The organism is Myxococcus llanfairpwllgwyngyllgogerychwyrndrobwllllantysiliogogogochensis (assembly GCF_006636215.1).
GTDB lineage: Bacteria > Myxococcota > Myxococcia > Myxococcales > Myxococcaceae > Myxococcus > Myxococcus llanfairpwllgwyngyllgogerychwyrndrobwllllantysiliogogogochensis.
This window is the reverse complement of sequence record NZ_VIFM01000046.1, coordinates 1-24817: the sequence shown is the minus strand read 5'-3', so window position 1 is coordinate 24817 and position 24817 is coordinate 1. Positions and strand designations below refer to the sequence as shown.

At 69.8% G+C, this 24817-nt stretch carries 22 protein-coding genes; 8 read left to right on the top strand and 14 right to left on the bottom strand.

What is annotated here, in order from left to right; translation table 11 throughout:
- Positions 1 to 17: 17 nt before the first annotated feature.
- The 6 genes from FJV41_RS14180 to FJV41_RS14155 all read right to left on the bottom strand — a co-directional run bounded on the left by FJV41_RS14180 (position 18) and on the right by FJV41_RS14155 (position 6238).
- Entirely contained in the window at positions 18 to 1592 is a 1575-nt protein-coding gene (locus FJV41_RS14180; RefSeq protein ID WP_141643008.1) for an aldehyde dehydrogenase (NADP(+)), read from the bottom strand.
- A 76-nt stretch (positions 1593 to 1668) separates the two neighbouring features.
- Positions 1669 to 2559, bottom strand: a complete 891-nt coding sequence (locus FJV41_RS14175; protein WP_141643007.1) for a dihydrodipicolinate synthase family protein — start codon at positions 2557 to 2559, stop codon at positions 1669 to 1671.
- Positions 2556 to 3833, bottom strand: a complete 1278-nt coding sequence (locus FJV41_RS14170; protein ID WP_141643006.1) for an NAD(P)/FAD-dependent oxidoreductase — start codon at positions 3831 to 3833, stop codon at positions 2556 to 2558. Before FJV41_RS14170 ends, FJV41_RS14175 begins: the two co-directional genes overlap by 4 nt.
- 74 nt (positions 3834 to 3907) lie before the next feature.
- The gene (locus FJV41_RS14165; protein WP_141643005.1) at positions 3908 to 4177 is read right to left on the bottom strand and encodes a (2Fe-2S)-binding protein; all 270 of its coding nucleotides are present in this window, start codon (positions 4175 to 4177) and stop codon (positions 3908 to 3910) included.
- Complete coding sequence (locus FJV41_RS14160; protein WP_141643004.1) at positions 4170 to 5306, bottom strand: NAD(P)/FAD-dependent oxidoreductase; 1137 nt, start codon at positions 5304 to 5306, stop codon at positions 4170 to 4172. Before FJV41_RS14160 ends, FJV41_RS14165 begins: the two co-directional genes overlap by 8 nt.
- On the bottom strand, positions 5303 to 6238 hold the full coding sequence (locus FJV41_RS14155) for a proline racemase family protein (RefSeq protein ID WP_141643003.1): 936 nt from the start codon (positions 6236 to 6238) through the stop codon (positions 5303 to 5305). The genes FJV41_RS14160 and FJV41_RS14155 overlap by 4 nt, the downstream gene beginning before the upstream one ends.
- 275 nt (positions 6239 to 6513) lie before the next feature.
- Between FJV41_RS14155 and FJV41_RS14150 the strand changes: the two genes are divergently transcribed.
- Together FJV41_RS14150 and FJV41_RS14145 are read left to right on the top strand one after the other, a co-directional pair.
- On the top strand, positions 6514 to 6810 hold the full coding sequence (locus FJV41_RS14150) for a hypothetical protein (protein WP_141643002.1): 297 nt from the start codon (positions 6514 to 6516) through the stop codon (positions 6808 to 6810).
- Positions 6811 to 6865: 55 nt separating this feature from the next.
- Complete coding sequence (locus FJV41_RS14145; RefSeq protein ID WP_141643001.1) at positions 6866 to 7159, top strand: hypothetical protein; 294 nt, start codon at positions 6866 to 6868, stop codon at positions 7157 to 7159.
- A 212-nt stretch (positions 7160 to 7371) separates the two neighbouring features.
- On the opposite strand, the gene FJV41_RS14135 is transcribed toward FJV41_RS14145, so the two are convergent.
- Positions 7372 to 9420: a methyl-accepting chemotaxis protein gene (locus tag FJV41_RS14135; RefSeq protein ID WP_141643000.1), complete on the bottom strand. Its 2049-nt coding sequence runs from the start codon at positions 9418 to 9420 to the stop codon at positions 7372 to 7374.
- Positions 9421 to 9978: 558 nt separating this feature from the next.
- On the opposite strand from FJV41_RS14135, the gene FJV41_RS14130 reads away from it, so the two are divergent.
- Positions 9979 to 10536, top strand: a complete 558-nt coding sequence (locus FJV41_RS14130; RefSeq protein ID WP_141642999.1) for an ECF-type sigma factor — start codon at positions 9979 to 9981, stop codon at positions 10534 to 10536.
- A 16-nt stretch (positions 10537 to 10552) separates the two neighbouring features.
- On the opposite strand, the gene FJV41_RS14125 is transcribed toward FJV41_RS14130, so the two are convergent.
- Together FJV41_RS14125 and FJV41_RS14120 are read right to left on the bottom strand one after the other, a co-directional pair.
- On the bottom strand, positions 10553 to 11650 hold the full coding sequence (locus tag FJV41_RS14125; RefSeq protein WP_246137199.1) for a serine hydrolase domain-containing protein: 1098 nt from the start codon (positions 11648 to 11650) through the stop codon (positions 10553 to 10555).
- 73 nt (positions 11651 to 11723) lie between these two features.
- Entirely contained in the window at positions 11724 to 11975 is a 252-nt protein-coding gene (locus tag FJV41_RS14120) for a hypothetical protein (RefSeq protein WP_141642997.1), read from the bottom strand.
- Positions 11976 to 12222: 247 nt separating this feature from the next.
- On the opposite strand from FJV41_RS14120, the gene FJV41_RS14115 reads away from it, so the two are divergent.
- From FJV41_RS14115 to FJV41_RS14105, 3 genes are all read left to right on the top strand, one after another.
- Complete coding sequence (locus tag FJV41_RS14115; protein ID WP_141642996.1) at positions 12223 to 12489, top strand: hypothetical protein; 267 nt, start codon at positions 12223 to 12225, stop codon at positions 12487 to 12489.
- 22 nt (positions 12490 to 12511) lie between these two features.
- A complete protein-coding gene (locus FJV41_RS14110) occupies positions 12512 to 14317 on the top strand; it encodes an acyl-CoA dehydrogenase (protein ID WP_141642995.1) in 1806 nt (601 codons plus the stop codon).
- 201 nt (positions 14318 to 14518) lie between these two features.
- On the top strand, positions 14519 to 15328 hold the full coding sequence (locus tag FJV41_RS14105; protein ID WP_141642994.1) for a hypothetical protein: 810 nt from the start codon (positions 14519 to 14521) through the stop codon (positions 15326 to 15328).
- A gap of 134 nt (positions 15329 to 15462) precedes the next feature.
- On the opposite strand, the gene FJV41_RS14100 is transcribed toward FJV41_RS14105, so the two are convergent.
- A complete protein-coding gene (locus FJV41_RS14100) occupies positions 15463 to 16074 on the bottom strand; it encodes a hypothetical protein (protein ID WP_141642993.1) in 612 nt (203 codons plus the stop codon).
- Here FJV41_RS14100 and FJV41_RS14095 point away from each other — a divergent pair.
- The gene (locus tag FJV41_RS14095) at positions 16064 to 16414 is read left to right on the top strand and encodes a hypothetical protein (protein ID WP_220137853.1); all 351 of its coding nucleotides are present in this window, start codon (positions 16064 to 16066) and stop codon (positions 16412 to 16414) included. The two genes, FJV41_RS14100 and FJV41_RS14095, sit on opposite strands and share 11 nt — an antisense overlap.
- Positions 16415 to 16704: 290 nt before the next feature.
- Entirely contained in the window at positions 16705 to 17853 is a 1149-nt protein-coding gene (locus FJV41_RS14090) for a DUF1615 family protein (protein WP_306440879.1), read from the top strand.
- A gap of 48 nt (positions 17854 to 17901) precedes the next feature.
- Here the strand turns inward: FJV41_RS14090 and FJV41_RS14085 are convergent, their stop codons facing one another.
- From FJV41_RS14085 to FJV41_RS14070, 4 genes are all read right to left on the bottom strand, one after another.
- The gene (locus tag FJV41_RS14085; RefSeq protein ID WP_141642990.1) at positions 17902 to 19461 is read right to left on the bottom strand and encodes a hypothetical protein; all 1560 of its coding nucleotides are present in this window, start codon (positions 19459 to 19461) and stop codon (positions 17902 to 17904) included.
- A 231-nt stretch (positions 19462 to 19692) separates the two neighbouring features.
- Positions 19693 to 21258, bottom strand: coding sequence for a hypothetical protein (locus tag FJV41_RS14080; RefSeq protein WP_141642989.1), 1566 nt, complete (start codon positions 21256 to 21258; stop codon positions 19693 to 19695).
- Between the two features lie 238 nt (positions 21259 to 21496).
- Positions 21497 to 23161, bottom strand: coding sequence for a fibronectin type III domain-containing protein (locus FJV41_RS14075; protein ID WP_246137203.1), 1665 nt, complete (start codon positions 23159 to 23161; stop codon positions 21497 to 21499).
- A 171-nt stretch (positions 23162 to 23332) separates the two neighbouring features.
- Positions 23333 to 24802 carry a M16 family metallopeptidase gene (locus FJV41_RS14070; protein WP_141642987.1) on the bottom strand — a complete coding sequence of 490 codons (1470 nt, stop codon included), beginning with the start codon at positions 24800 to 24802 and terminating at the stop codon, positions 23333 to 23335.
- Positions 24803 to 24817: the final 15 nt, after the last annotated feature.

Below are 24817 nucleotides of genomic sequence, written 5' to 3'. Positions count from 1 at the left end.
GACGGGGCACCCGGGAGTCACTCCCGCCGCAGTACACCCTCCACCGTTCGCCACAGGCCCAGGGGGTTCGCCTCGCGCAGCTCCGGAGGGAGCAGCGCGTCCGGCACATCCTGGAAGCACACCGGCCGCACGAAGCGGCGGATGGCGCCCGTGCCCACGGCGGTGAAGCGGCCATCCGAGCTGGCCGGAAAGGGGCCGCCGTGCACCATGGCCGGGCAGACCTCCACGCCCGTGGGGACACCGTTCATCAGCACTCGCCCCACGCGGTCCGACAACGTGGGGAGCAGCTCGGAGGCCAACGCCGTGTCTCCCGCATCCATCATCACCGTCGCGGTGAGCTGGCCTTCCAGTCGCGAGGCCACGCGCACCAGCTCCGCCGCGTCACGCGCCACGGTCAGCACCGCGCAGCTTCCGAACACCTCTTCGGTGAGCGCGCTCTCGGCGAGCACCACGCGAGCCTCCGCCTCGAACAGCGCGGCGGCGCCCAGCGCGGCCTTCGACTCCCCCCGCGCACAGGTCCGCGTGTCCGTGCGAGCGGCGAGACGGCTCACGCCCTCTCGAAAGCGTTCGGCGATGGCGGGCGACAACATGGGCGCGGCCGCCGCGGCCCCCAGCTTCTCCGCGAGCCGTGCGCGGAAGGCCTCGTACCCCAGGCCCTCCACCGCCACGAGCAATCCGGGCGAGGTGCAGAACTGGCCCGCGCCCTGGAGGATGGACGCGGCCAGCGCGTCCGCCATCGCCTGGGGACGGGCGGCCAGCGCCTCCGGCAGGAGGAAGATGGGGTTGATGGAGCCCATCTCCGCGAAGACGGGAATGGGAACGGGCCGGGCGGCGGCCAGTGCCATCAGCGCGCGCCCTCCGCCACGAGAGCCCGTGAAGCCGACGGCGCGGATGGCGGGGTGACGCACGAGCGAGGCGCCCACCTCCGTGCCCGCGTCGAACAGGAGCGAGAACACGCCTTCATGCAGCCCACACGCCGCCACGGCCGCGCGGATGGCCAGGCCCGCGCGCTCCGACGTCGCGGGGTGCGCGGGATGGGCCTTGGCGACGACGGGACAGCCGGCCGCCAGCGCGGACGCGGTGTCACCTCCGGCGACGGAGAACGCGAGCGGGAAGTTGCTCGCGCCGAACACGGCCACGGGCCCCACGGGGCGCAGCAGGGAGCGCAGGTCCGCACGCGGCAGGGGACGGCGCTCGGGCAGGGCCCGGTCGATGCGTGCATCCACCCAACTGCCTTCCTCCAGCAGCCGAGCGAACTGACGGAACTGTCCGGCCGCGCGGCCCAGCTCTCCCTGGATGCGCGCGGGGGGAAGGCCGGTCTCCTTCGGCGTCACGGCGAGGAAGTCCGCCTCCGCCGCGAGGAGCGCCTCGGCGATGTGCTCCAGGAACACGGCGCGCTGACGCGAGGACAGCGCCGCGAGCGTGGGGGCGGCCTGCTCCGCGAGCACGCAGGCCCGCTCCACCTCCTGGGGCCGCGCGCCGTGGAAGCGAGGCTCGAGCGCCACGCCCTCCGCGGGATTCCAGCCGGTGAACGTCGGCCCACCGGGCTCGCCGCGTTCGGCGCCAATCAAGGACAGTCCCATCCAGCTCATGCAGCGACCTCACTCCGGGAGGGGCCCATCGCCCCTCCAGCTTCGATACAGGACACTTCGCACCGCGCAACGGCCACTACAGCGCGGGCCGGTTCGCCAGGGCCTCGCGCAACACGCGCAGGCACTCCTCGCGCTCGGCACCCGCCAGCTCCAGCCGAGGCCCACGCACCCGCTCGTGGCCCCAGCCCACTTCCTGCTGTACCAGCTTGATGAGCTGGACGAACTTGGTGACGGTGTCCAGGCGCAGGAGCGGCAGGAACCAGCGGTACAGCTCGAACGCGGCCTGCTTCTTTCCGGCGAGGGCCAGCTCGAGCAGTCGCACGGACTCGGCGGGGAACGCATTGACCAATCCCGCCACCCAGAAGCGCGCGCCCGCGTCCACGCCCTCGACGAGGCAGTCGTCCACGCCCACGCCCAGGGCCAGCCGGTCTCCCAGGAGGGCGCGAATGGCGGTGACGCGACGGGCATCGGTGGAGGACTCCTTCACGGCGACCGCATTGTCATGCTCGGCGGCCAGCTCCGCGAGATGGGCGGGGGTGAAGTCCGTCTTGTAGGCGACGGGGTTGTTGTAGAGCAGGCACGGCAGCTTCGTGGCGCGCAGGACAGCGGACATGTGGGCCTTCATCTCGCGCCAGTCGCTGGAATAGACATACGGGGGCAACACCATCAGCCCGGCGCAGCCCGCCTCCTCCGCGGCGCGAGCCAGCCGCACGGCCTCCGCGGTGGACAGCGCGGCGATGCCCGGGATGACGGGCGCCTTCACCGCGTCCACGCACGTGCGCATCACCGCGGCCTTCTCTTCCAGGCTCAGCGTCGCGCCCTCGCCCAGTGAGCCGCAGGGGATGATGCCGGTGCAGCCCTGCGACACCAGCCAGCGCACGTGTGAGCGCACCGTGCCGTGGTCGACGGACAGGTCCGTGTTGAAGGGGGTGGTGATGGCGGGGAGGACACCAGTCCAGAGGCTCATGACTCTCTCGTGTGGGTAGAGGAAACTTCCGAGGGAAGGCGCAGGCTGCCGATGCGCGCCGGGAGGCACGGTGGGCGCACGTCCTCGCCCGACCAGCCGAAGAGGGTTTGCGCCGCCGTTCCGCAGGTGCGGCCCTGACAGGCGCCCATGCCCAGCCGGGCGTACAGCCGGGCCTCGCGCAGGTTCTGACAGCCCTCCAGCGCGGACATGGGCACGTCCTCGCAGCGGCACAGCAGCGTGTCGGGCGTGGCCAGTCGTCGCAGCTCCGCGCGGGGCGCGTCATGCAGCGCGAGCCGGGCGGCGAACGCGCGGACGCGATGCCAGGTGCGCTCCATCTCGATGGGGATGGGTTGCTCGGCGGCGACGAGTCCGGCCAGTTCTCCGGTGACGAGCGCCTGGTCCACGCCGCCGATGCCGAGCAGCTCGCCCACGGCGTGGACCTTGGGGACGCGTGTCTCCAGGCGCTCGTTCACGACCACCGCTCCCGCCGAGGTCTCACAGCCCAGGAGCCGGGCCACTTCCAGATTGGGCACGAGCCCGTAGGCCGCGCCCAGGTAGTCGCACTGGAGTTGCTCCTCGCGACCGCGCACGGACAGGCGGACCGACTCCACCCGGTCCTCGCCTTCAGCGGCGATGACCCAGGCGTCCGTGGACGTGGGCACGCTGATGAGCGTCGCTGACATCAGGGCGCCTTGGAGCAGCTTGGCCGGGTGCCGCCAGAGCTGGAGGGCGAAGCTCCAGTGGCTCGCGGCGGAGGCCTGCTCGGCGATGTAGAGGACCTCGCCACCGTGGGCGTGAATCGTCGCGGCGGCGGCGAGCAACAGCGGGCCCGTGCCGGCGAGCACCACGCGCTTGCCGCGCATGGGGAGGCCATCCTTCACGAGCACCTGGAGGCCGCTGACGCCCAGCACGCCCGGCAGTGTCCAACCGGGGAACGGAAGGAAGCGCTCGCGTGCGCCGGTGGCGAGCACCGCGCGGCCGTAGCGCACCGCGAACGACGAGGAGCCCTCTTCGACCAGGAGCACGCCGGGCTCGGGAGCGGCGACGACGCGGGCGCCTGGACGAAAGCGAGCGCCCGACGCGGAGAAGCGTGAGAGCCACCGACGCGCGAGACGATTCGTGCCCTTTCGGGCCTCGCCTCGCCAGACCTGCCCTCCCGGCTCTGGCTGGGCGTCGAGGACGAGGACATCCAGCCCTGCCTCGGCCGCACGGCAAGCGGCGGCGAGTCCGCCCGGTCCTGCGCCGACGACCACGAGGTCACAGGCCTCACGCATGAGTGCACACCTCATCCGCGCGGCAAGCCGCGGCGAACCTTCCGAGACCGGCACCAGCCAAGAGGTCACAGGCCTCACGCATCGGTCACCACCTCCTGGTCCTCACGGCACGGCGTCAGGCACATGAGGACCTCGGGCACACCATCGATGGTGGCTCGGCACTCGAAGCAGACGCCCATTCCACAGAGGGGGCCACGAGGGCGCCCGCTCAGGTCCGCGCGGCTGACGAAGCTGTCCGTCATCGCCAGCGCAGCCGCGACAGACGTTCCCACCGGCACCGTGACAGCACGCCCGTTGATGCGCAGGGTGACGAGCGTGACGGCCTTCGACGCTGTCTCACGCATGAGCAGTCTCCCGAGAAGACGCCGTCAGGAAGCGTGCGGGTGAATACGGACGCGCATCGATGGCGCTGGTGCGCCCGAGCAGTTGGTCCGCCACCAGTCGCGCGCTGCCCGTGGCCGTGGTGATACCGAGCCCCTCATGGCCACAAGCCAGCCAGAGCCACGGCTTCTCCGGATGCGGCCCCAGCAACGGCAGACCATCCGGGGTCGCCGGACGCAGCCCCGTCCAGACGCGCAGCGCCTGCAAGCCATCGAGCCCTGGAAGGAACATGGCTGCGCGCTTCAGCATGCGCTCCAGGAGCGCCGCGTCCACCTCGCGCGTCGCATCACCCGGCTGTCGCGACGAGCCCAGCAAGAGCTGCCCCGTGACACGTGGCTGGGCATTGAACGCCACGGAAGCGCCGTCCGTGCCGTGCGCGCTCTTGAGGTAACCCAGCTCCACCAACTGGTGATGCACCACGGGAGCCCCGCGCCGGGTGATGAGCAGGTGTCCCTTGCGCGGAGAGATGGGCAGCCCAGGGCAGAGCGAGGGACTGGCCACCCCCGCCGCGAGCACGATGTGCCGTGCCGTCAGCACGTCACCGTTGGAGAGCACGACACTTCCCGGGCGCAGCTCCCGAACCGGACACCCCGTCATCAGCCGCGCGCCACGGGCCTGGGCACGCAGCGCGAAGGTCCGCGCGGCGAGCGGCGGATACAGCACGGCATCATCCACGACCCGCAGCGCCCCCACGAGTCCCGGAGCAAGCGCGGGCTCGGCCTCATAGAGCGCCGCGCTGTCGAGCACTTCGACACGGACACCCGCGGCGCGGTAGTTCGCCACCTTCGCGGAGACCGCGGCCATCTCCTCGTCATCGGCGGCGAGCCAGAGGGTGCCACACGCGTCATACTCCACCGTGCGAGGCAGTCCATCGGCGAGCTCTCGCCACAGCGACACGGACCACGACGTCAGCGCGAGTTCCGCCGCGTTGTCATCCATGGCCACCAGGTGGCCCATGCCACACGCCGTCGTCCCCGCGCCAATGGACCGCGCCTCGACGAGCGCCACCGACACACCGTCGGCGCTGAGCACATCCGCGAGCGCCGCGCCGACGATGCCACCGCCGACGATGACGCAGTCGAAGGCGCTCATCCAATGCCCCAGGCGAACGGGTCCGTCGGGTCCACCAGCAACGTGGCCTCCGCGTTGACGGACGCGGTGCCGGTGATGGTGGGCAGGATGCGCGCGCCGTCACGGACGTAACGCGCCTCGAAGCGACTGCCGAGGATGCTCTCCTGCACCCACGTCGCGCCTTCCGCGAGCACACCCTCGGCGGCCAGGCACGCGACCTTCGCGCTCGTCCCGGTGCCGCACGGAGACCGGTCATAGGCCAGCCCCGGACAGAGCACGAAGTTGCGAGCATCCACCCCCGGCGTCGGAGACGGGGCATACAGCTCGACGTGGTCGATCTCCGCGCCGCCCTCCCCGGTGATGCCCTGGTCCGCGAGCGCCTGCTTGATGGCGGAGGTGTACGCCAGGAGCGCGGGCGTCCGCGACAGCTCCAGCGGCAGGTGCGTGGCGCGGGAGAGGAAGAACCAGTTGCCACCCCAGGCGATGTCGCCGCGCACCTCGCCATGTCCCGGCACGGACACGGCTACGTCGTGCGCCCACCGGTAGCTCGGCACATTGGCGATGCTGACGCGCCCGTCCGGATGCAGCGTGGCCTTCACCACGCCGACGGGAGTCTCCAGCGAGTGGACACCAGGACCGATGCGCCCCAGGTACTCCAGCGTCTTCACCACGCCGATGGTCCCGTGGCCACACATCCCGAGATAGCCAACGTTGTTGAAGAAGATGATGCCGGCGACGCTCGCCGCGCTGACGGGCGGACACAGCAGCGCGCCCACCATGACGTCGGACCCACGAGGCTCGCAGACGATGGCCTTGCGAAAGGCGTCGAACTTCTCGCGGAAGCGCTCACGCAGGCTCGCCAGATCGCCCGCTCCCAGCTCCGGGCCTCCGTCCGTCACCACGCGCGTGGGCTCACCCCCGGTATGACTGTCGATGACACGAATGCGCCGCATGCGAACCACTCCCTCTACCCGGGCCTCCCATGAGCCACCCTAGGAGTCCCGAGGCGCTGTTTCTTGGGAGATTCGACCACACTCGCGAGGCAATCACGCAAATGCCCCAGCGAGCAGGCCTCCTCGGGGACACGCGCCGGGACGCGCGCGCCGGCGACAGGGGTGGCTCCAGCGGGTGGTGACGCGCCCGGCCAGGACCGCCGGCCCCTCGATTCTCCTTGGCGCCAGCCGCCACTGGAAGTGAAGTCGCACTCCCTCATCCCCGGGAGCGTTCAATGAATCGTCAGACGTGGAGCGGTGCCTTCGTGGTGGCCTTGCTGCTGACTGGCTGTGGAGGAGGCGCTGAATCGCAAGTCCCCGAGGCCGAGGCCGCGGTCCGCCAGTCGCTCTCCGGCCCCTGGGAGTGCGACCCCGCTGAATGGTGCCATGTCAGTGAGCACACCCTGGAGTGTCCCCCGGGCTCCGCCTACGGGACGGCCTATGCCTGGCCCACGCAGGCGGGCGGCTACTGCACCCAGCGCTTCGCGTGCGACTCCTTCATCCCCCTCTGCCCCGCCCCCATCGACCCCTGACTTCGATTACTATCGCCACGCAGTGGCATCAGACCTTCCACCCACGGAGTTCGACATGAAGTCGCGTCACCTCATCGGAGCCATGCTGGCGTTCGGAGTCCTCTCGGGGTGCGGCGTCACGGGCGAGGAAGACGCGGAGCAGGCCCCCAACGTCAGCCAGGTGGGTGCGCTCGACGCGTGCGACGGCACGATGCTGTGGGAGTACAACTTCTACAGCGACGCCTCCCATTTCGAGCAGGTGGGCGGAATCATCTGCAAGTGCCGAGGCACCGTCGTCACCTGGGGTGACACCTCGACGCCGTATGTCGGGTACTGGAGCGGCGTCTGTCCGGGCCAACCCACTCGCTGAACTGAGCTGGGACATGGCCTGTCCTCGCTCGGCGCACCGGGCGTGGGCATGGAGAAGGAACTCCCGTTCACCACGCGGCCTGGCATCACCCTGGCCGCGTGTGTGAACACCCACTCCACGCTGGCCCCCGTCGCCGCGCCGGGAACGCGCTTCGACCATGGCGGCACGCGCCTGCACGTGGCCACGCGCATGGCGGAGGTCGTCACGGGCACTCACGCGCCCAGCGTGCCCGACTGGAGCGCCTTGCCAGCCGCGCCGGACATGCTCTCCGCCAGCGTCTGCACCGAGCGCGACACCCGCTGCGTCTCCTCCACGACCCGCAGCGTCTGCTGCATCTGTCCGGACAGGTCCTGGATGGCCATGGCTATCTGGGACGTGCCCGCGTCCTGCTGGGACACTGCCATGGAAATCTGCCGCACGCTGCTGCTGGTGTCGCCGATGATGCCCGCCAGCTTCTGCAACTGCGAGCCGGAGACACGCACCGCGTCCAAGCTCACCTTCACCCGCTGCTCGCCCTGCTCGCTCATCTTCGCGGCCTCGCGCATGCTGGTGTTCACCCCCTCCAGCACCTCGCGGATGCGCTGCGTGGCGAGGATGGACTGGTCCGCGAGGCTGCGCACCTCGCGCGACACCACGGCGAAACCCCGGCCGTGCTCACCGCTGCGCGCGGCTTCAATCGCCGCGTTGACGGCCAGCATGTTGGACTGGTCCGCGAGCCCCTTCACCGTGTCGACGATGCCGGAAATCTCCCGCGTGCGCGCATCCAGCGCGAGGATGCGCCGGGCCATCTCCGACACCTCCACCCGGATGGCCTCCAGGTTGCTCAACGTCCGGTCGATGGCCGCGCCGCCGTCGCGACCCGCCTCTTCCGCGACGACGATGGAGCTGGCCAGCAGTCGCGTCTTGTCCGCCGTCACCAGCGAGCCCTGACGGATTTCCTGCACCGTCTGCTCCAACTCCTTGAGCGCCGTCGCCTGACGGCCAATGCCCACCGTCTGCTCCTCGCTCGACGTGCGCAGCTGCTGCACCACCGTCGCCAGCTCCCCGGCGCCGCGGCCCATGCCCGTGGCCAGTTCCCGCACGTCCTTGCTCCGCGCCTCCAACTGGCGCGTGTGTGACGCCAATGAGCGCACCACCATCGTCGAGCGCCGCGCGACGATGCCCACCAGGGACACCGTGAGCGCCATGAAACCCCAGTGGTGGTAGGTGCCCGTCACTTCCGTGAACCCGAGCAAAGGCAGCGTGCTGAGCAGCAGCACGAAGGTGAGCACGCCCAGGCCCACGACGAAGATGCGCGCGTCGATGCTCCCCCGCCACGCGGCGCGGGCCGCGACGATGACGCACAGGAACAGGCACGGCAGCGAGTAGAACGTGAAGAGGTGCAGCTGCCGATACACGGTCCCCAGGTCCACGAACAACATCAGGCTCTGGAGGGCGGCGGGCACGGAGAGCACCGTCGCGCCCCAGCGGAACCAGCGCAGCTGTCCCTCCAGGATGCTGTCGGAGATGAACCACCCCAGTCCCGGCAGGAGGAGGTAGGCGCCCAGCAGCGTGAGCTGACTGCTCAAGAGCTTCGCGTCCCAGAGGGACACCAGCAGCCCGCTGGAGCCCAGCAACATCAGCCCCGAACCTCCGGCGAAGACCGTGAGCGCCACCAACATCCGTCTCTGGCGCCGCAGCAGGGCCGCCCCCGCGGAGACCGCCGCGACGACGAGCAGCAGTGTGCCCATGACGAAGGGCGCCAGCCCGTCACGCGTCACCCGCGCGGCCAGCTCGTGCCGCGAGCCCACCCGCGCCTCCCGGCTCGCGCCGATGGTCTGCCCGGTGCTCTGGATGCGCAGCAACACCCGCGTGCCGGGCACCGAGGGAGGCAGCGTCACCAGGTTCCACGCCATGTTCTCCATCGACTCATGGCCCGAGGGATTCATCGTCCCGCTCGCGTAGACGCGGCGACCCCCGGCGTACACCTCGAACGCATTCGCCACCGTGCCCAGGAAGAGCGCGGGCTCAAGCCACGTCCCGTGCGGCACGGGGAGGCTCAGCCACAGGAAGGTGTTTGACTCCTTCCCTGGAGGCTCACGCAACGCGACCATGGGCCGCCAGTCCTCCGCGTCCGCCTCATGCGCCCACGTGGGCACGCCATCCGGCCCCACCGGCGAGTCACCCCAGCGATACCGCCACCCGCTCTCCAGCTCCACGCTCCGCGCGCCCGGGCCTTCCGCCCGCGCCGAGGGCGCGAGCACGAGCAGCATGAGCACCATCCACCCCAGCCTCGCCAACCCCGAGACGGCCCTCCCCGCGAAACCACCCTGCACAGGAGGACACGTTGAAAAACCCGAGACACGACAAGCTGTCGACACGTGACACGAACCGCGGAGCAAAAGCATGGATGAACACGATGCTCGGGCTTCTTGGACACGAATGTAAACGGGTCCTCCTCGCCCCGCCCGTCTGCTCCTCGCGCGATACCTTGTGACATGTCGACAGGCTCGACATCTGGAACAGAACTCCACTGTGTTCATGGAACAGCGACCTGTCATCAAACGACGAGCTGCGTTGAGCCCGGTGACAAGCCCGCCCGCGTCCGCGTCGATGTATCAACTCGGGATGTGATGTATCGAAGCGCGGACGGCCGCCGAGCGCTCGCGACCTCCCGGCGCCGTGCTCCGGGCGTCCACCCCGATCTCCGGGCCTTGCCCGATGGTTTCCGCGTGAGGGGTACTTTCCGGCCACTCAAGGATTTCCCGCGAATCCGTCGTTAAGGAGGGACGCGGAGAGCGCTTCCGTGGGGCGGCGCGGTTGGAGCCGCGGGGGACACCATGAGCACGACGGAGCTGGCGGTCTTGTTGGAGGGAGCACGAGAGGGAGACCTGGGCGCGAGGGACGCGCTGACGGCGGCCACCTATCGGGAGCTGCGGCGGATGGCCCGCGCCGTCCAACCCGAGATGGCTCCCCACAATCCCCTACAGCCCACCGTGCTGATTCAGGATGCCTGGACGCGCTTGTTCGGGACGGATGCGCTCCAACCCGAGGACCGTCGCCACTTCTTCGGGGTCGCCGTCCAGGCGCTGCGGCGGGTGCTGGTGGACCGGGCCCGCGCCTCACTCCATCAGCGTCGCGACGCGCGGCGGGAGTGGCTGAGCATCCGCCACCTGGACCTGGAAGCCCCGGGCCCTGACCTGGAGGTCCTCCAGTTGGAGGGGGCCTTGTCGGAGCTGGAGACCTTCCAGCCCCGGCTCGCCCGGCTGGTGGAGCTGCGCTACTTCGCGGGCCTGAGCCTCCCCGAGACGGCGACGGCGCTGGGTGTGTCGCAGGCCACGATGAAACGAGACTGGGCCTACGCGCGCGTCTGGTTGACGGAGCGGCTGAGCCACTGAGGCTTGTCGCGCTGTTTCAATGCGCGTTGGCCATGCTCTCGAAAGGCCAGGGGCGCGGCGTCGCGGCCGTGCCCAGCCACAGGTCGGCGACCTGCTGCGCGAGCGTCCACGGCGCGCCGCCCGCGCGGTTCGTCAGGACGATGACGGTGAGACGCTGGTCCGGATACTTCACGATGGCGTTGGTGAAGCCACACGTCTCACCGTGATGTGACAGGCGCGTGCGGCCCTGGTCCTCGTCGACGAACCAGCCAAAGCCATAACGCCCGGAGGCGCCATCCGGGAGCTTCACCGGCGTCCACGCGAGCGCCTGCGTCTTCGCGTCCACCAGCGCGTGTGAATCCAACGCGACATCCCACGCGGCCAGGTCCACCCCGGACGCATAGACACCGCCATCCCCCAGCACGGCGCTGGTGTTGCTCTGGTCCCTGGGGACGAAACCCTCCTCGCGGCTCGCATGGCCGTAGGCCCGCTGGGACACAGTGGAGACACCCTCCTGGTGGGCGACGGCGGAGGCCATGCCGCTGGGGGTGAAGATTCGTGCGCGCAGGAAGCCGGCGAAGGACGTGCCGCTCACCTGCTCCACGATGAGGGAGAGCACCGCGTAGGCGGAGTTGCTGTAGCGCACCGCGCTCCCCGGCGGGAAGTACGTGCGGTCCGTGCGCGAAAGCAGTTGGAGCACGTCGCGGTCCTTCACCTGTTCGGTCTGCGTGGCCGGGACGAACGCCTCGTAGTCCCAGATGCCGGAGGTGTGCTGGAGCAGGTGGTGGATGCGGACCTCGCCCAGGTACGAGGGGAACCCGGGGAGCACGTCCACCACGCGGTCCTCCAGCCGGAGCTTGCCCTCGTCCACCAACAGCAGGATGGCCATCGCGGTGAACTGCTTAGTGAGCGAGGCCAGCCGGTAATGACTCTCCGGCGTGGCCTTCGTCCGGGTGCCCACGTCCGCCAGGCCATAGGCGCGGCTGAGCACGACCTTCCCCTCCCTCAGCACGACGAGGCTGGCCCCGGGCCGCTCCGGGCCGCTGTAGTCCGCGAAGAGCGCGTCCACCTCGGGAGCGTGCCGGACGTTCGGCGCGGTGCCGGCACAGCCAGTGAGGACGCAGAGAACGGACACGAGGACGGCTCCGAGCGCGGGGCGGTTCATGCGCCCGATGATGCGCGAGAACGCGCGGGCCTCGCGCGGACTTTCAACCGCGTCGCGTGGGTGGAGCCCTCTGGAGCGAGGCTCCCGCCAGTCCCGCCAGCAACAGGATGGGGGCCAACAGCACCGCGCCGAACCACGCCAGCGCGTAGAGCAGGCCCAGGACGAGCCCCAGCGCGCCGCCCTCCCTCGTGCCGGACAGCGCGCCCACGTACTGGCGTCCCCCCAGCAGGTGCAGCAGCAGGAAGACGGCGACCAGCGTCAGCGCCGTGGCCAGGAGCATGAGCGTGCGTCGCATGGACGGAAGTATCCGGTGCCCGACACCGCGCCGCGCGGGCGGCCTCGACGGACGGTCGAGTCCTCGGGGTGAGTGGTCGGCGGGTCATGGCAGACGAGCAGACAATCGCTCGGCCTCTCCGTTGCCCTCCCTACTGACGGCGAAGGGGCGAGCGCTCCCCACACTGGCATGGACCCAGGTCCAGACCCAACTTCAGCCGCCAGACGTGCAAGTGGAAACGCATGCCTCCGAGGAGCAGGAGCCTGTCATGTGGAGCACATCAGCGTCGGGCTGGGATGAAGGACCTCGGAGGCGCCGAATCCTGGGGCGGATGCGTCGGCCCTCGGGCAGCAGGGGACTGGGCGTGGAGCCGATGACCTTCGCCGTTCTGGAAGCCCTGGGTGAGCGACACCAGTCACCGCGCCGACCGGGAAAGCGCTGGCGACGTTCCGCACTGCGAACGCGCGGCGGCGGGGCGGGCGAAGCGCGCGACGAGGAGGCGCTCGACTTCGAAGTGGCCATCGCCTCCTGGTAACGCTCCTGCTAACAACCGGGGCATGACCGCGCCCCGCCCCAATCCGTTGTTGTCGGACCGCGACGTGGACTTCCAGCTCGACGAGGTGGTGCGTGTCGCCGCCCTGTGCGAACTGCCCGCCTTCGCGGAGCACTCACGAGAGACCTTCGGCCTGCTCCTGGACAGCGCGCGTCGCTTCGCTCGCGAGGTGCTCTACCCCACGTATCGGACGCTGGACGCGGAGCCGCCCACGTTCGAGAACGGCCGAGTCCGCGTCCATCCGCTGATGCGCGAGTTGTATCCGCGCCTGGTGGAGCTGGGGATGCTCACCGCCACAAGGCCTCCGGAAGTCGGCGGACAGCAGCTCCCGCTCACCGTCCACGCGCTGGCCAGCGCCTATCTGATGGCGGCAAACCTGAGCGCGTATGCCTATCTGGGACTGACGCACGGCGCGGCGCACCTCTTGGAGGCCTTCGGCACCGCGGAGGTGAAGGCGGCCTTCATGGAGCCGCTGTACCGGGGCGAGTGGACGGGCACCATGGCCCTCACCGAGCCGCAGGCGGGCAGCAGCCTGGCGGACGTGAGGACGCGCGCGACCCTGGCGGCGGATGGGACGTGGCGCATCCAGGGCTCCAAGATTTTCATCAGCGGTGGGGACCAGGACTTCAGCGAGAACATCGTGCACCTCACGCTGGCGCGCACGGAGGGCGTGGAGAGCGGCACGCGAGGCATCTCCCTGTTCGCGGTGCCGGCGCGGCGGCGTGAGGGTGACGCGCTGGTGGACAACGACGTCCGCGTGGCTGGCGTCATCCACAAGATTGGCTGGAAGGGCATCCCCAGCCTCGTGCTCAACTACGGCGAGTCGGGCGACTGCCGGGGGTGGATGGTGGGGCAGCCCGGGCGCGGGCTGGCGTGCATGTTCCAGATGATGAACGAGGCGCGCATCATGGTCGGCCTCAACGGCGTGGCCACCGCGTCCGTCGCGTACCACGAGGCGGTGGCCTATGCGCGCGAGCGGCCCCAGGGCCGCCCCGTGGGAGCCAAGGACGCCACGCGCCCGCAGCACCCCATCATCGAGCACGCGGACGTGCGGCGCATGTTGTTGCGGCAGAAGGCGATTGTCGAAGGCGGCCTGTCGCTGCTGGTGACGGCGGCGTATCAGGCGGACCTCGCGATGCATGCCCAGGACGAGGACACGCGGCGCGGCGCGGGGCTGCTGGTGGATTTGCTGACGCCCGTGGCGAAGAGCTTCCCCGCGGAGCGCGGCTTCGAGGCCAACGCGCTCGCGGTGCAGGTGCACGGCGGCTACGGCTACTCCAGTGAGTACCTGCCGGAAGCATGGCTGAGGGACCAGAAGCTCAACAGCATCCATGAGGGCACCACGGGCATCCAGGGGCTCGACCTGCTGGGTCGCAAGGTGGTGGCCGGTGGTGGCGCGGCGCTGGCGACGTTCGCGGACGCGGTGGGCCGCACCGTGGCGCGGGCCCGGAAGGCCGGCGTGGAGGCCACGTGGGGTGAGGCGCTGGAGCGCACCACGGGCGAGGTGGCGGAGCTGGTCGCGGAGTTGGGTGCTCGGGGGGCGGCGGGAGAGGTGGAGCTGATGCTGCGCCACAGCGCGGACTTCCTGGACCTGTTCAGCGTGCTGGCGGTGGCGTGGCGCTGGCTGGAGCAGGCCGCCGCCGCGAAGGAAGGACTCGCGCGGGGCCAGGGCGACGCGGACTTCTACGAGGGCAAGCTCGCGACGGCGCAGTACTGGTTCGCCGTGGAGCTGCCCCGGATTCCCCTGCTGATTCACCTGTGCCGCACCGGCGAGGACTCCTACGCCCGGATGCGGCCCGAGTGGTTCTGAGCCCACCGCCCACCGACGGGTGAAGGGGTGAAGCCACGCCGAGTCCCGGGAGTCGTTCTCCCGGGGGGCGACCCTCGAAGGAGTGGAGCGAGCCTCCCAGACGGGCCGAGGCGCCCGCTCGCCTGCCCTCCTGGGGCCGGTTGCCCGCCTGCTCGCTACGATTCCGCTGCATAAATCGTTGGTGTTCGTAAGATGTGAATCGTGACGGTTTCCTTCCACCTGTGTCAGCCCGGTGGAGGCGCCTCGTGCGGCGCCTGCTGTGGCCTCTACAACTTCAAGGACCACTCGCGCGTCGCGCTGACGGAGCAGCTCGCCATGCAGACGGAGCGGCTGCGTCGAGCGCCGATGGAGCCGGAGTCGTGGCATGCGGCGGCGCGGGAGCTGGTGGAGGCACGGCGCGCGGCGCCGATGTTCGCCGCCGTCCGGGTGTGTCCGCTGCTGGGCTTCCTGGACAAGGAGCGCAAGCAGGTGGGGTGTCTGGGGCATCCGAAGGTGACGGGGGGCGCGGACCTGCGCGACTGCGGCGTCTACCGCTCATCGGTGTGCGAGACCTTCACCTGCCCCACCTTCGGCTGGCTCACGGACGCGCAGGCGCGACTGGTGCTTGCCGCGTGCGCGGACTGGTACCTGTACGGCCTGGTCATCACCGACGTGGAGTTCGTGCGCGGCTGCCTGCGGCTGCTGGAGTGGGAGCTCGCGGGACCGGCGCGCCCGGAGCGGATGGTGGAGAAGCCGGACGTGCTCGCGGCGACACGGCGGCTGTTCGCGCTGAAGGAGACAGCGCCCCGAAGAGACCCGAACGCGGCGGTCTTCGGCCGCTTCACGCGCGACACGGAGGGCGAGCCGGTGCCGCGAATGCTCGATTACATGAAGCTGGGCGTGCGGGCTTCACCCGAGGACGACGTGGTGCTGTGCCTGGGATACACGCCCACCAACGCCACGGAGTTGATGGCGGCACGGGAACTGGTGCGCACACACGTGAAGGCCGTGGCTCGCACGATGACGGCCTGAGCGACGCGGACCCCACGTGAGCTGACGTCGCGCCCCCAGCCGCCCCACCTCGCGAGCAGGCGACCAGGCGTTGAAGTCCCACGGCTACCCGAGTCACGTCGCGGTGAGCCCTCACGAGCGCTCAGGCCCACGCCCTAGTCGATAGGAGCACGCCTCTTGCACAGGTCTCCTGGCACGTAACGCGGAATGGGAACGCGAGGTGACTGGATGGGCAGGCGATGGGCGTGGGTGGGAATGTTGGGGCTCTGCGCGTGGGTGTCTGGGTGTGCCGAGCGGCAAGGACAGGACCCCGCGACGAGCGCGCGGTCCGCGAGTGGACAGTCGGAGCAGGCGGTGCCACCTCCGAGCATGGCGGGAGGAGTCGCGGGCCAGACTGGCGCCACGCAGGACTCCGCTGAAGCTCCAGGCAACGCGGCGAGGAACACCGGCACCGTACCGGGAACTGGCAACGCGGCGACCGGGAACACGGGCAACGCGGCGGCACGGAATACCAGCAACGCCACGAGGAGCACGGGCAACACGTCGGCCAGCAATGCGACGGGCACCGGCAACGCCGCGAGAAACACGGGCAGCACGTCGACCGGCAATGCACCGGGCACCGGCAACGCCGCGAGGAGCACTGGCAACACGTCGGCCAGCAGTGCAACGGGCACCGGCACCACCGCGGTCGGCAACACAACGGGCACCGGCACCACCACCGGCGCGACAGCCCAGGCCCCCGGGACCGGCAGGGTGATGATCGGCACGGAAGCGGTCCAGGCGAGCGACGATGAAGACTGGTTCAAGGGCGCCGCGCGCGCAGCGCAGGCCGCGCTCCCCGAGAACACCTCGAACCGCGCGCTCGAGGACGTGGTCATCGCCTCCAGCGCCGTGAGCGGCCGAGTCACCCGCGTGAGCCGCGACACCATCACCGTGCGCGACAGCGACGGCAGCGACTACGTACTGACGCTCGACGAGCGCAGCCAGGGCGTGCGCCAGGGACGGCGCGTCTCCCTGCGCCAGCTCCAGGCAGGCACCCCCGTGCGAGCGCGCTTCGTCCTCATGGGTGGGCGCTCCGTGGCGCGCGACGTGCGCATCCGTCGCTGAGCCGAAGTCCGCCTGAAACCCACTCCCTCCGCCACCTCGGGGCAAGGTAGGATGACGCCCCGAGTCACGGACTGAATGGCCCCGCTGCCCCGCCGTCGAGGAACACGGCGGCGGGACGATGTCGCCGCGCCGGCTGTTCCACCGTCGAACCTCGGTGGAACCTCGTGTCGTGCCCGGAGGCAAAGCGGATGGATGACCCAGGCCCAGGTGGAACCGGAACGCGGCGGCGCGGACGTGCACGCGTCGCCTGGGCCCTGGTCTGCGCACTCGCCGCGTGTACACCGCGAGGCGTGGGCACGCCCGAGCCCACCGTGCCACCGCCGCCGCGTCTCTCGGTCCAGCAGGTCACCCAGCTCCTCCCGCCCCACGTGAAGGAGCGCGAGGGTTGGGCACGAGACGTCCTCGCCGCGCTGGAAGCGGAGGACGTGCCGCCGTCGCCCTCGGCCGTGTGCTCCGTGCTCGCCGTCATCGAACAGGAATCCGGCTTCCAGTCGGACCCCGCGGTCCCGAACCTCCCGCGCATGGTCCGCACACGACTGGAGGAGCACGCGGACACGCTGGGCCCGCTGGGCCACAAGGCATTGGCCTCGGTGCTCGCGGGCAAGGCTGCCGGCCAGAAGCGCACCTTCGACGAGCGCCTGCGCACCGTGCGCACGGAACGAGACCTCGACCGACTCTTCCGGGACATGCTCGCGTACTACGAAGCCGAGTACCCCACGACGTTCGCGACGATGAACCTGGCCAGCGCCCTGTTCTCCTCGCGGCGACTGGAGGACCTCAACCCCGTCACCACCGCGGGCTCCATGCAGGTGAGCGTCCGATACGCCGTGGAGAAGGAAGGCGAGGACGCGGACCCGGTGAAGGTGCGCGAGTCGCTATACACGCGCGCGGGTGGAGTGCGCTTCGGCACCGCGCGGCTGCTCGGCTACGAGGCCGCGTATCCCCAGCCCCTCTTCCGCTTCGCCGACTACAACGCTGGCGTCTACGCCTCGCGCAACGCCGCGCTCCAGGCCCAGGTGGGCCAGCTCACCCGGGTGTCGCTGGTGCTGGACGGAGACCTGCAACTCTATGACAAGAACGGCGACCCCCGCTCGGAGGACAGCAAGTCCCTGGCGGCGCTGCTCGCCTTCCGTCGAGACCACGCCCCGGAGCTGAGCGAGCGACAGGTCCGCCGCGACGTGAAGAAGGAGAAGGAAGAGGACTTCGAGTCGACAGAGACCTTCCGCGCGGTGAAGCGCGTGTACGCGAACCAGACAGGAGAATCCCCCGCGTACGCCCAGCTCCCCCAGGTGACGCTCCAGAGCCCCAAGCTGAAGGGAGAGCTCACCACGGCGTGGTTCGCGCGCTCGGTGGATGCGCGCTTCCAGAAGTGCCAGGGCCGCTACCGCGCGCTGACGAAGCCGCCCGCCCCGCCCCGGAACGTCACCGGCCCCAAGTGACATTCCCGGCGTCACGACGAACGCCAGGAGCCCTCGGCATGGCCCACCTCACGGCACGAAGAAGAGGGAACCGAAGGCGGCGGCGGAGTGGTAGGGCACCGACTCCAGCGTGCGGAGCGGGGCATGCTCCACGTCCCAGTGGGGTGCCTCGATGGCGGTCACCTTCACGAAGTTGTAGGTCCCCCGCTCCAGCTTGCCGGGCGGCAGCCGCAACTCCCGGACCGAGCCAGGCACATAGATATTTCCCATGTTCAGGGTGAGCCCCAGGCGCGGATGGATTCTCGTCACCCTCACCTCATAGCCCGTGGGCTTGCCGACCGCCGGAGGGACCCAGGAAATCACGGGATGGAGCGAGCCCACCTCGTTGGAACTGCTGGCCTGCTTCCGGTCGATGCGCAAGGAGCGCGGCGGCGACAGCCTCGGGACCACGGGGCCCGAGGTGAGGTTCTCGAGCACGTCGATGGCGAAATAGTGCCCTGTCAATTGGACGGAACTCGCCGGGTTGCTCGGCAGTGGTGACGGATAGGCGTAGCTCTGGGCCAACCGACCGACCACGCCCCAGTCCGACGGATAGGGATTGCCGAACCGCAAGCGGCCCGTGAAGTCCGTCGCGGCCCCTGGGGGCAGGGACATCGAGAGCAGCTCACCCGCATGGCCAAACCAACCATCCGCCGGGCTGTGGGGAGCGGGGCGAATCTCGAGATAGGACAGGACGAGCGAGGCACGCGGGTGCCCCTCCACCGCCAGGCGGGAGAACTCGGACAGGCGCCAATCGAGGGTGACCTCTCTCGGCTCCAGCGGCTGGAGCACCCCGGTGATGGGCATGGGCGTCTCCCAGTCCGGAGCGAAGTCGATGGGCTCCAGTTCCACGGAGCGGTCCACGGCGGAGTACCCCACTCGCGTCCCATCGGGCATTCCCCCCGCGATGAACTCACTGAGCTGATTCACATACAGCCGGTCCCCTTGGTCCGACTGGAAGACGGGAATCCCGCTCCTGCCGAAGCTCAGCATCTCCGCCTCATCGGTGACGATGGAGGTCGCCCCCTCGGGCACGTCCTTGAAGAGGAGCAGCGAGCCGGACAGGTCCAGCTGGGAGGAGACCACCTGGAGGCTGGAGCCCCGCTGGTAATCACCCGTCACCGGCACCCAGGGCGACAGGTTTCGCAGGTCGAGCCGTGCGGGTGACCAGTCGACCCCCGCGTAGACGGCATCCAGGCGCCCCCGACTGCCGACGCCCAGGTCCACATGGCGCGCGGACGTGAGGATGTCGACCCTGGTGCCGCTGTCCGAGCGAAGGTAGTACTCCCCTCGCGGCACGCCCATGAACCGCCATCCTCCCGGCACCGCGGAGCCGGTGATGCGCGAGAAGCGGGCCCCGTCATACACGTGGATTTCAGGAGGGTTCTCCGACAAGTCCTCGGCGCGCTCGGCGATGCCCACCGAGGTGTAGAAGCGCGTGGTGCGAGTCACCAGCACCGCGTCGTCGGCGAGCAACGTCTGGCCCGTCGCCTGGGAATCCCTCTCGACGGGGGACGCTCCACCTCCACACCCCGCAAGCCACACGACACACATCGTTCCTGGCAGGAAAGACATTCGCAGCGGTTTCATGAAGGACCCCCTGTCGCTCGAGAAATGGTGCGCCAGGACCGATACCATGGAGGCTCTGCAGGGACGTCTGACAAGTCTTCACCGCGCAAGTACTTGAGGCCCCCTGAGGGAATTCGAGGCGACAGGCGTTTCGCGCGCGCGGGGCGTGCGCCTCCCGCAACACCAGACACACGAAGGCCCCGGCGTCACGAGGAACGCCGGGGCCCGGAGCGCGCCATCAGCGCCGCCGCCTCAGGGCACGGTGAAGAAGGAACTGAAGGCGCCGGCGGAGCGGTAGGGCACCGTGTCCCGCGTGCTGAGCGGAGCATGCTCCACGTCCCACAGGGGCGCGTAGACGGCGGTCACCGTCACGTAGCATTCGGCGCCCGGCTTTAGCTTTCCGGGGGGCAGTCGCACGTCCCTGACCGAGCCGGGGACATAGATGGACCCCAGGTCCAGCATGGCACCGTACTCGGGGAGGTACTGCCTGACCTTGACCTCATAGGCCGTGGGCTTGCCGACGGCGGGAGGGACCCAGGAAATCATGGGGTTGAGCGAGCTCACCCGCTGAGGGTCGCTGGCCGGCTTCCGGTCGATGCGAAAGGAGCGAGGCGGCGACACCTTCGGAATCACCGGGCCGGCGGTGAGGTCCTCGATCGCCTCGGTCGCGGTATAGGAACTCGCCAGATTGATGAAACGCGCCGGGTTGCTCGGCAGTTGTGTCGGAGAGAAATAAAGGGTGGACACACTGCCGACCACGCCCCAGTTCGAAGGGTACGGGTTGCCAAACCGCAGGCGGGTCGTGAAGTCAGACGCCGTCCCTTGGGGCATGTCCATCCATAGCAACTCCCCCGCGTAGCCAACCCACCCATCCGCCGGTCCATGGGGAGCGGGCCGGACCGCGAACGAGGACCCCCTGGGGACGGCGCGCGGGTGGGCCTCCGGAGCCATGCGTGCGAACTCGGACAGGCGCCAATCGAGAGCGACCTCTCTTTCATTCACGGGCTGGAACTCCGCGGAGATGGGCAGGGGCAAGGGCTCCTCCCAGCTCGGCACCAGGTCGAAGGGCGCCAGGTGCACGGAGCGCGTCAAGGAGGAGTAGCCCACCAACGTCCCATCGGACGTCCTGCCCGCGATGAACTCACTGAACTGATTGACGTACAGCCGGTCCCCCCGGTCCGCCTGGAACACGGGGATGTTGGTCCAGAGATAGGAGTACAGCCCCGCTTCATTGGTGACGATGGAGGTCGCCCCCTCGGGGAAAGCCTCGAAGAGGGTCAGTTCCCCCATCATGTCCACCTCCGAGGAGACCACCTGAAAGCTGGAGCCCTGCTGGTAGTCACCCGTCCACGGCACCCAGGGCGACAGGTTTCGCAGGTCGAGCTGGAGGGGAAACCAGTCGACGTTCGTATAGACGGCATCCGGACGCCCCAGACGGTTGATGCCGATATCCACGTGACGCGCGGACGTGAGGATGTCGACCATGTTGATGGGGTCTGCGCGCAGGTAGTACTCCCCTCGCGGCACGCCCGTGAATCGCCACCCTCCCGGCACCGCGGAGCCGGTGTTTCGCGAGAAGCGGATCCCGTCATAGGTGTAGATTTCAGGAGGACTCGCCGACAGGTCCTCGACGCGTTCGGCGATGCCCACCGAGGTGTAGAAGCGCGTGGTGCTCGTCACCAGCACCGTGTCATCGGCGAGCAGCGTCTGGCCTGTCGCCTGGGGCTCCCGCTCGGAGGAGGACGCACCACTTCCACACCCCGCCAGCCACACGACACACGTCGTGCCCAGCAGGGAAGAACTCCGCGGCATCATCATGATGAACCACCTGTCTCAGGAGGAATCGTGCTCCCCGCCCGATACCATGGAGACTCCCCAGGGACGCCTGACCCGCCTTCACCGCGCAAGTACTTGAGACGCCCCCGAGACATCTCAAGGCAACCTGCGTTTCGCGCGCGAGGGGCGTGTGCCACCGGAAACACCAGACACACGAAGGCCCCGGCGTCATGAAGAACACCGGGGCCGGGGTGCCATTCCATCAACCGTCACGCACGCTTCACGGCGTGGTGAAGTAGGAGCTCACGGTGCTGGCGGAGCGGTAGGGCAGCCGCTCCAGGGTCCTGAAGGGGTAGGACTCGATGTCGACCTGGGGGCTGTCGATGGCGGCCACCGTGGCGTGGTACGTGGTGCCGGGCTCGAGGACTTCCGGAGGCAGCCTGAGCTGGGTGGCCGAGCCGGGCAGGTAGAACGACCTCCACGTCGTCGAGAAGCCGAAGTCCAGGTCGAGCCGCGAGATGGCCACCCGGTAGGCCGTGGGCGTGCCAATCGCCGGCGGAACCCAGGCGAGCACGGGGCTGGCGGTGCCCACCTTGCGCGGAACGCTCGCGGGCACGCCGTCGATGGTGAAGGACCGGGGCGGCGACACCCGCGGCGACACGGGCCCCGCGATGAGGTGGTCGAACTCATCCCAGGCCGTGTAGCTCCCGGAGATGCTGCCCAGCCGGCCCGAGCCATCCGGCAGCGCCTCCAGGTTCCGGAACGAGTAGGACACCACGCCCACCAGTCCCCAGTTCGACGGATAGGGATTGCCGAACTTCAGGCGGGCCGTGAAGTCATACGCGGCCCCCCGGGGCAGGCTCAGCGTGAGCAACTCCCCGGTATAACCAATCCACCCGTCCGCCAGTCCGTGCGGGCCGGGCACGATATCGAGCCGGGGCAGTCCGGGCAGCGCGTTGGGATGGACCTCCGACGTGAGCCGGGCGAACTCCGGCAGGCGCCACTCGAGGGGGAACTCCCGCATCCGCACCGGCTGGAGCAAGCCCGTGACGGGAATGGGGGTGACGCCGTCGGGCCTGTGGTCGAATGCACCCGCTTGCACCGCGCGCTCCACGGCGGAGTACCCCAGCGGACGCCCATCGGGGAGCGAGCCCGCGCTGAACTCACTGAGCTGGTTGATGTACAGCCGGTCTCCGCGGTCCGCTTCGAAGACGGGGAAGTTGCCCAGGTTCGAGCCCAGCTCGGCCTGGGAGGTGACGATGGAGGTGGCTCCGTCGGGGACCCCCTCGTAGAAAGCGGGAGACGCATACAGGTCCACCTGCCCGGAGGTGAGCTGCAGGCTGGAGCCCTGCTGCAGGCTGCCCAGGTAGGGCTGCCATGGCGCCAGGCCCAGCAGGTTGGCCTGGAGGGGCGAGGTGAAGATGTCCACGTACTCGGCATCCGGCCGGCCCAGGCGGTTGCGGCCGATGTCCACGTAGCGCGAGGACGTCACCAGGTAGGTCCCCCCCGTGCGCAGGTAGAACGGCCCCGGCGGAACCCCCGTGAAGAGCCACCCTCCGTTCGCCGCCGAGCCCAGGAACAGCGTGAAGGTGGACCCGTTGAACACGAGCACCTCGGGAGGATTCGCTGACAGGTCCTCCTCGCGCTCGGCGACGCCCACCGACGTGTAGAAGCGGGTGGTGTCCTTCACCAGCACCGCGCGCTGATTCGAAGGCCCTCCATCCACGCCGGCGTCGGGCGAGCCACCATCCCCGGGCACTCCCGCATCCGGCCCACAACCCTCGGCGACGGGCTCCCCCATCCACGTCCCGTCACCCGAGCCATGGGAGTCCGTGTCCACGGAGGACAAGCCCTCTCCGAGTCCCCCTGGCACGGACGAATCACTTCCACACCCCGCCAGCGCCGCGACACACGTCGCGCCCAGCAGGAAAGAAAAACGCAGCATCTTCACGTGAAGCCCCCAATTCAAGTAAGGCCAGTCAACCCTAGCCGATGGCATCGGGGAGGCCCAACAGGGGCATTCCTGCTCACGGCGCAAGGCATTGCGCGCCATGTGTGACACCCGGGCCCGACGGGTGTTCAAGTGTGTCGGGCCCGGATGACGTGGGAGCCTGCCTCAGCGCTTGGCGGGCGCGGGCGGCGGGGAGAAGCGCTTGTCTGAAATCTTCATCTCCGTGACGGGGCCGTACTTGCGAGCCATCTCCCGGATGGCGGAGGCCTTGCCGATGAGGACGAAGGTGAGGTTCTCCGGGGCGGGCAGCGCGCGCTGGATGACGGTGCCCACGCCCTCGCGGGTGGTGGCGGCCACGGCGGTGGCGAAGCCGTCCACGTCGCTGGCATCCAGGCCGTAGAAGGCCAGCTCCGAAAGCTTGTCGGCCACCTGGCCGCCCGTCTCGAGCCGGGGCGGGAACTGGCCCAGCACGTAGGACTTGGCGGACGCCAGCATGGCGTCATCCATGCCGGACTTGCGGTAGCGGGTGAAGACATCCAGGGCCATGTCGATGGCCTTGTCTGTCTTGTCCGTCTGGGTGAAGGAGCTGATGACGAACGGGCCGGGGTGGGCGCTCGGGGAGAAGCCGGCGCGGGCGCCATAGGTCAGGCCGGACTTCACGCGCAGCTCGGTGTTGAGCAGCGAGGTGAAGCGTCCGCCGAGCACCGTGCCCGCCAGGTTCGCGGTGACGCGGTCCGGGTCGTTCCGGGCGATGCCGGTGTTGCCGATGGAGAAGTACGTCTGGGTGGCGTCGGGCTTGTCCACCAGCAGGACGCGGCGGCCCTTGGAGACGGTGGTGGTGGCGACCTCCGGGGCGGGGCTGGCGGCGCGGGCCCAGCCGCCGAGCGCGGCCTCCAGCTTCGCGGCGAGCGCCTTGCTGTCGAAGTCACCGACGACGGAGAGGATGAGCCTGTCGCCGCCGAGCTGGCTCTTGGCGTAGGCGAGCACGTCGTCGCGGGAGAGGCCCGGCAGGGACGCCTCGGTGCCGTCCACGGGGGTGCCGTAGGGGTGACCGGTGAACTGGAAGGCCTCGAAGTAGGTGTTGATGAGGCCGCGCGGGTCACCATCCTTGGCGGCGGTGATTTCGGAGGCCATGCGCGCGCGCGTCTTCTCCAGCTCGTCCTGGGCGAAGCGCGGGCGGGTGAGCAGGTCCGCGAGCAGCTCCACCATCAGCGCGCTGTCGCGGGACATGAACTGGCCGCTGACGACCAGGTTCTCCAGCTCCGCGCGCGTCTCCAGCACACCGCCGACGCCGTCCACGGCCTCGGCGAACTGGCGGGCGTCACGGGCGCCCGCGCCCTTCTGGAGCAGCTCCGCGGTGAGGGCGGAGAGGCCCTCCTTGCCAGTGGGGTCCGCGAGCGCGCCGCCGCGCAGCCACGCGCTGAAGGCGACGAGCGGCAGGTCCTTGCGCTCCACCAGCAGCACGCGCGCGCCGTTCTTCAGCGTGACGGTGGTGGGCTTGGGGAGGGTGACGCCCTGGGGGGCCGCGGTGGTCGCGGCGGCGGGCTTCGGAGGAGTGGCGCCCTGGGCGGCGGCCGGGCCCGAGGAGAGCAGGACGGCGGCGAGGACGGTCTTCCAGGAGAGGGGGGCAATCATCGCGCGGCCTCCTTG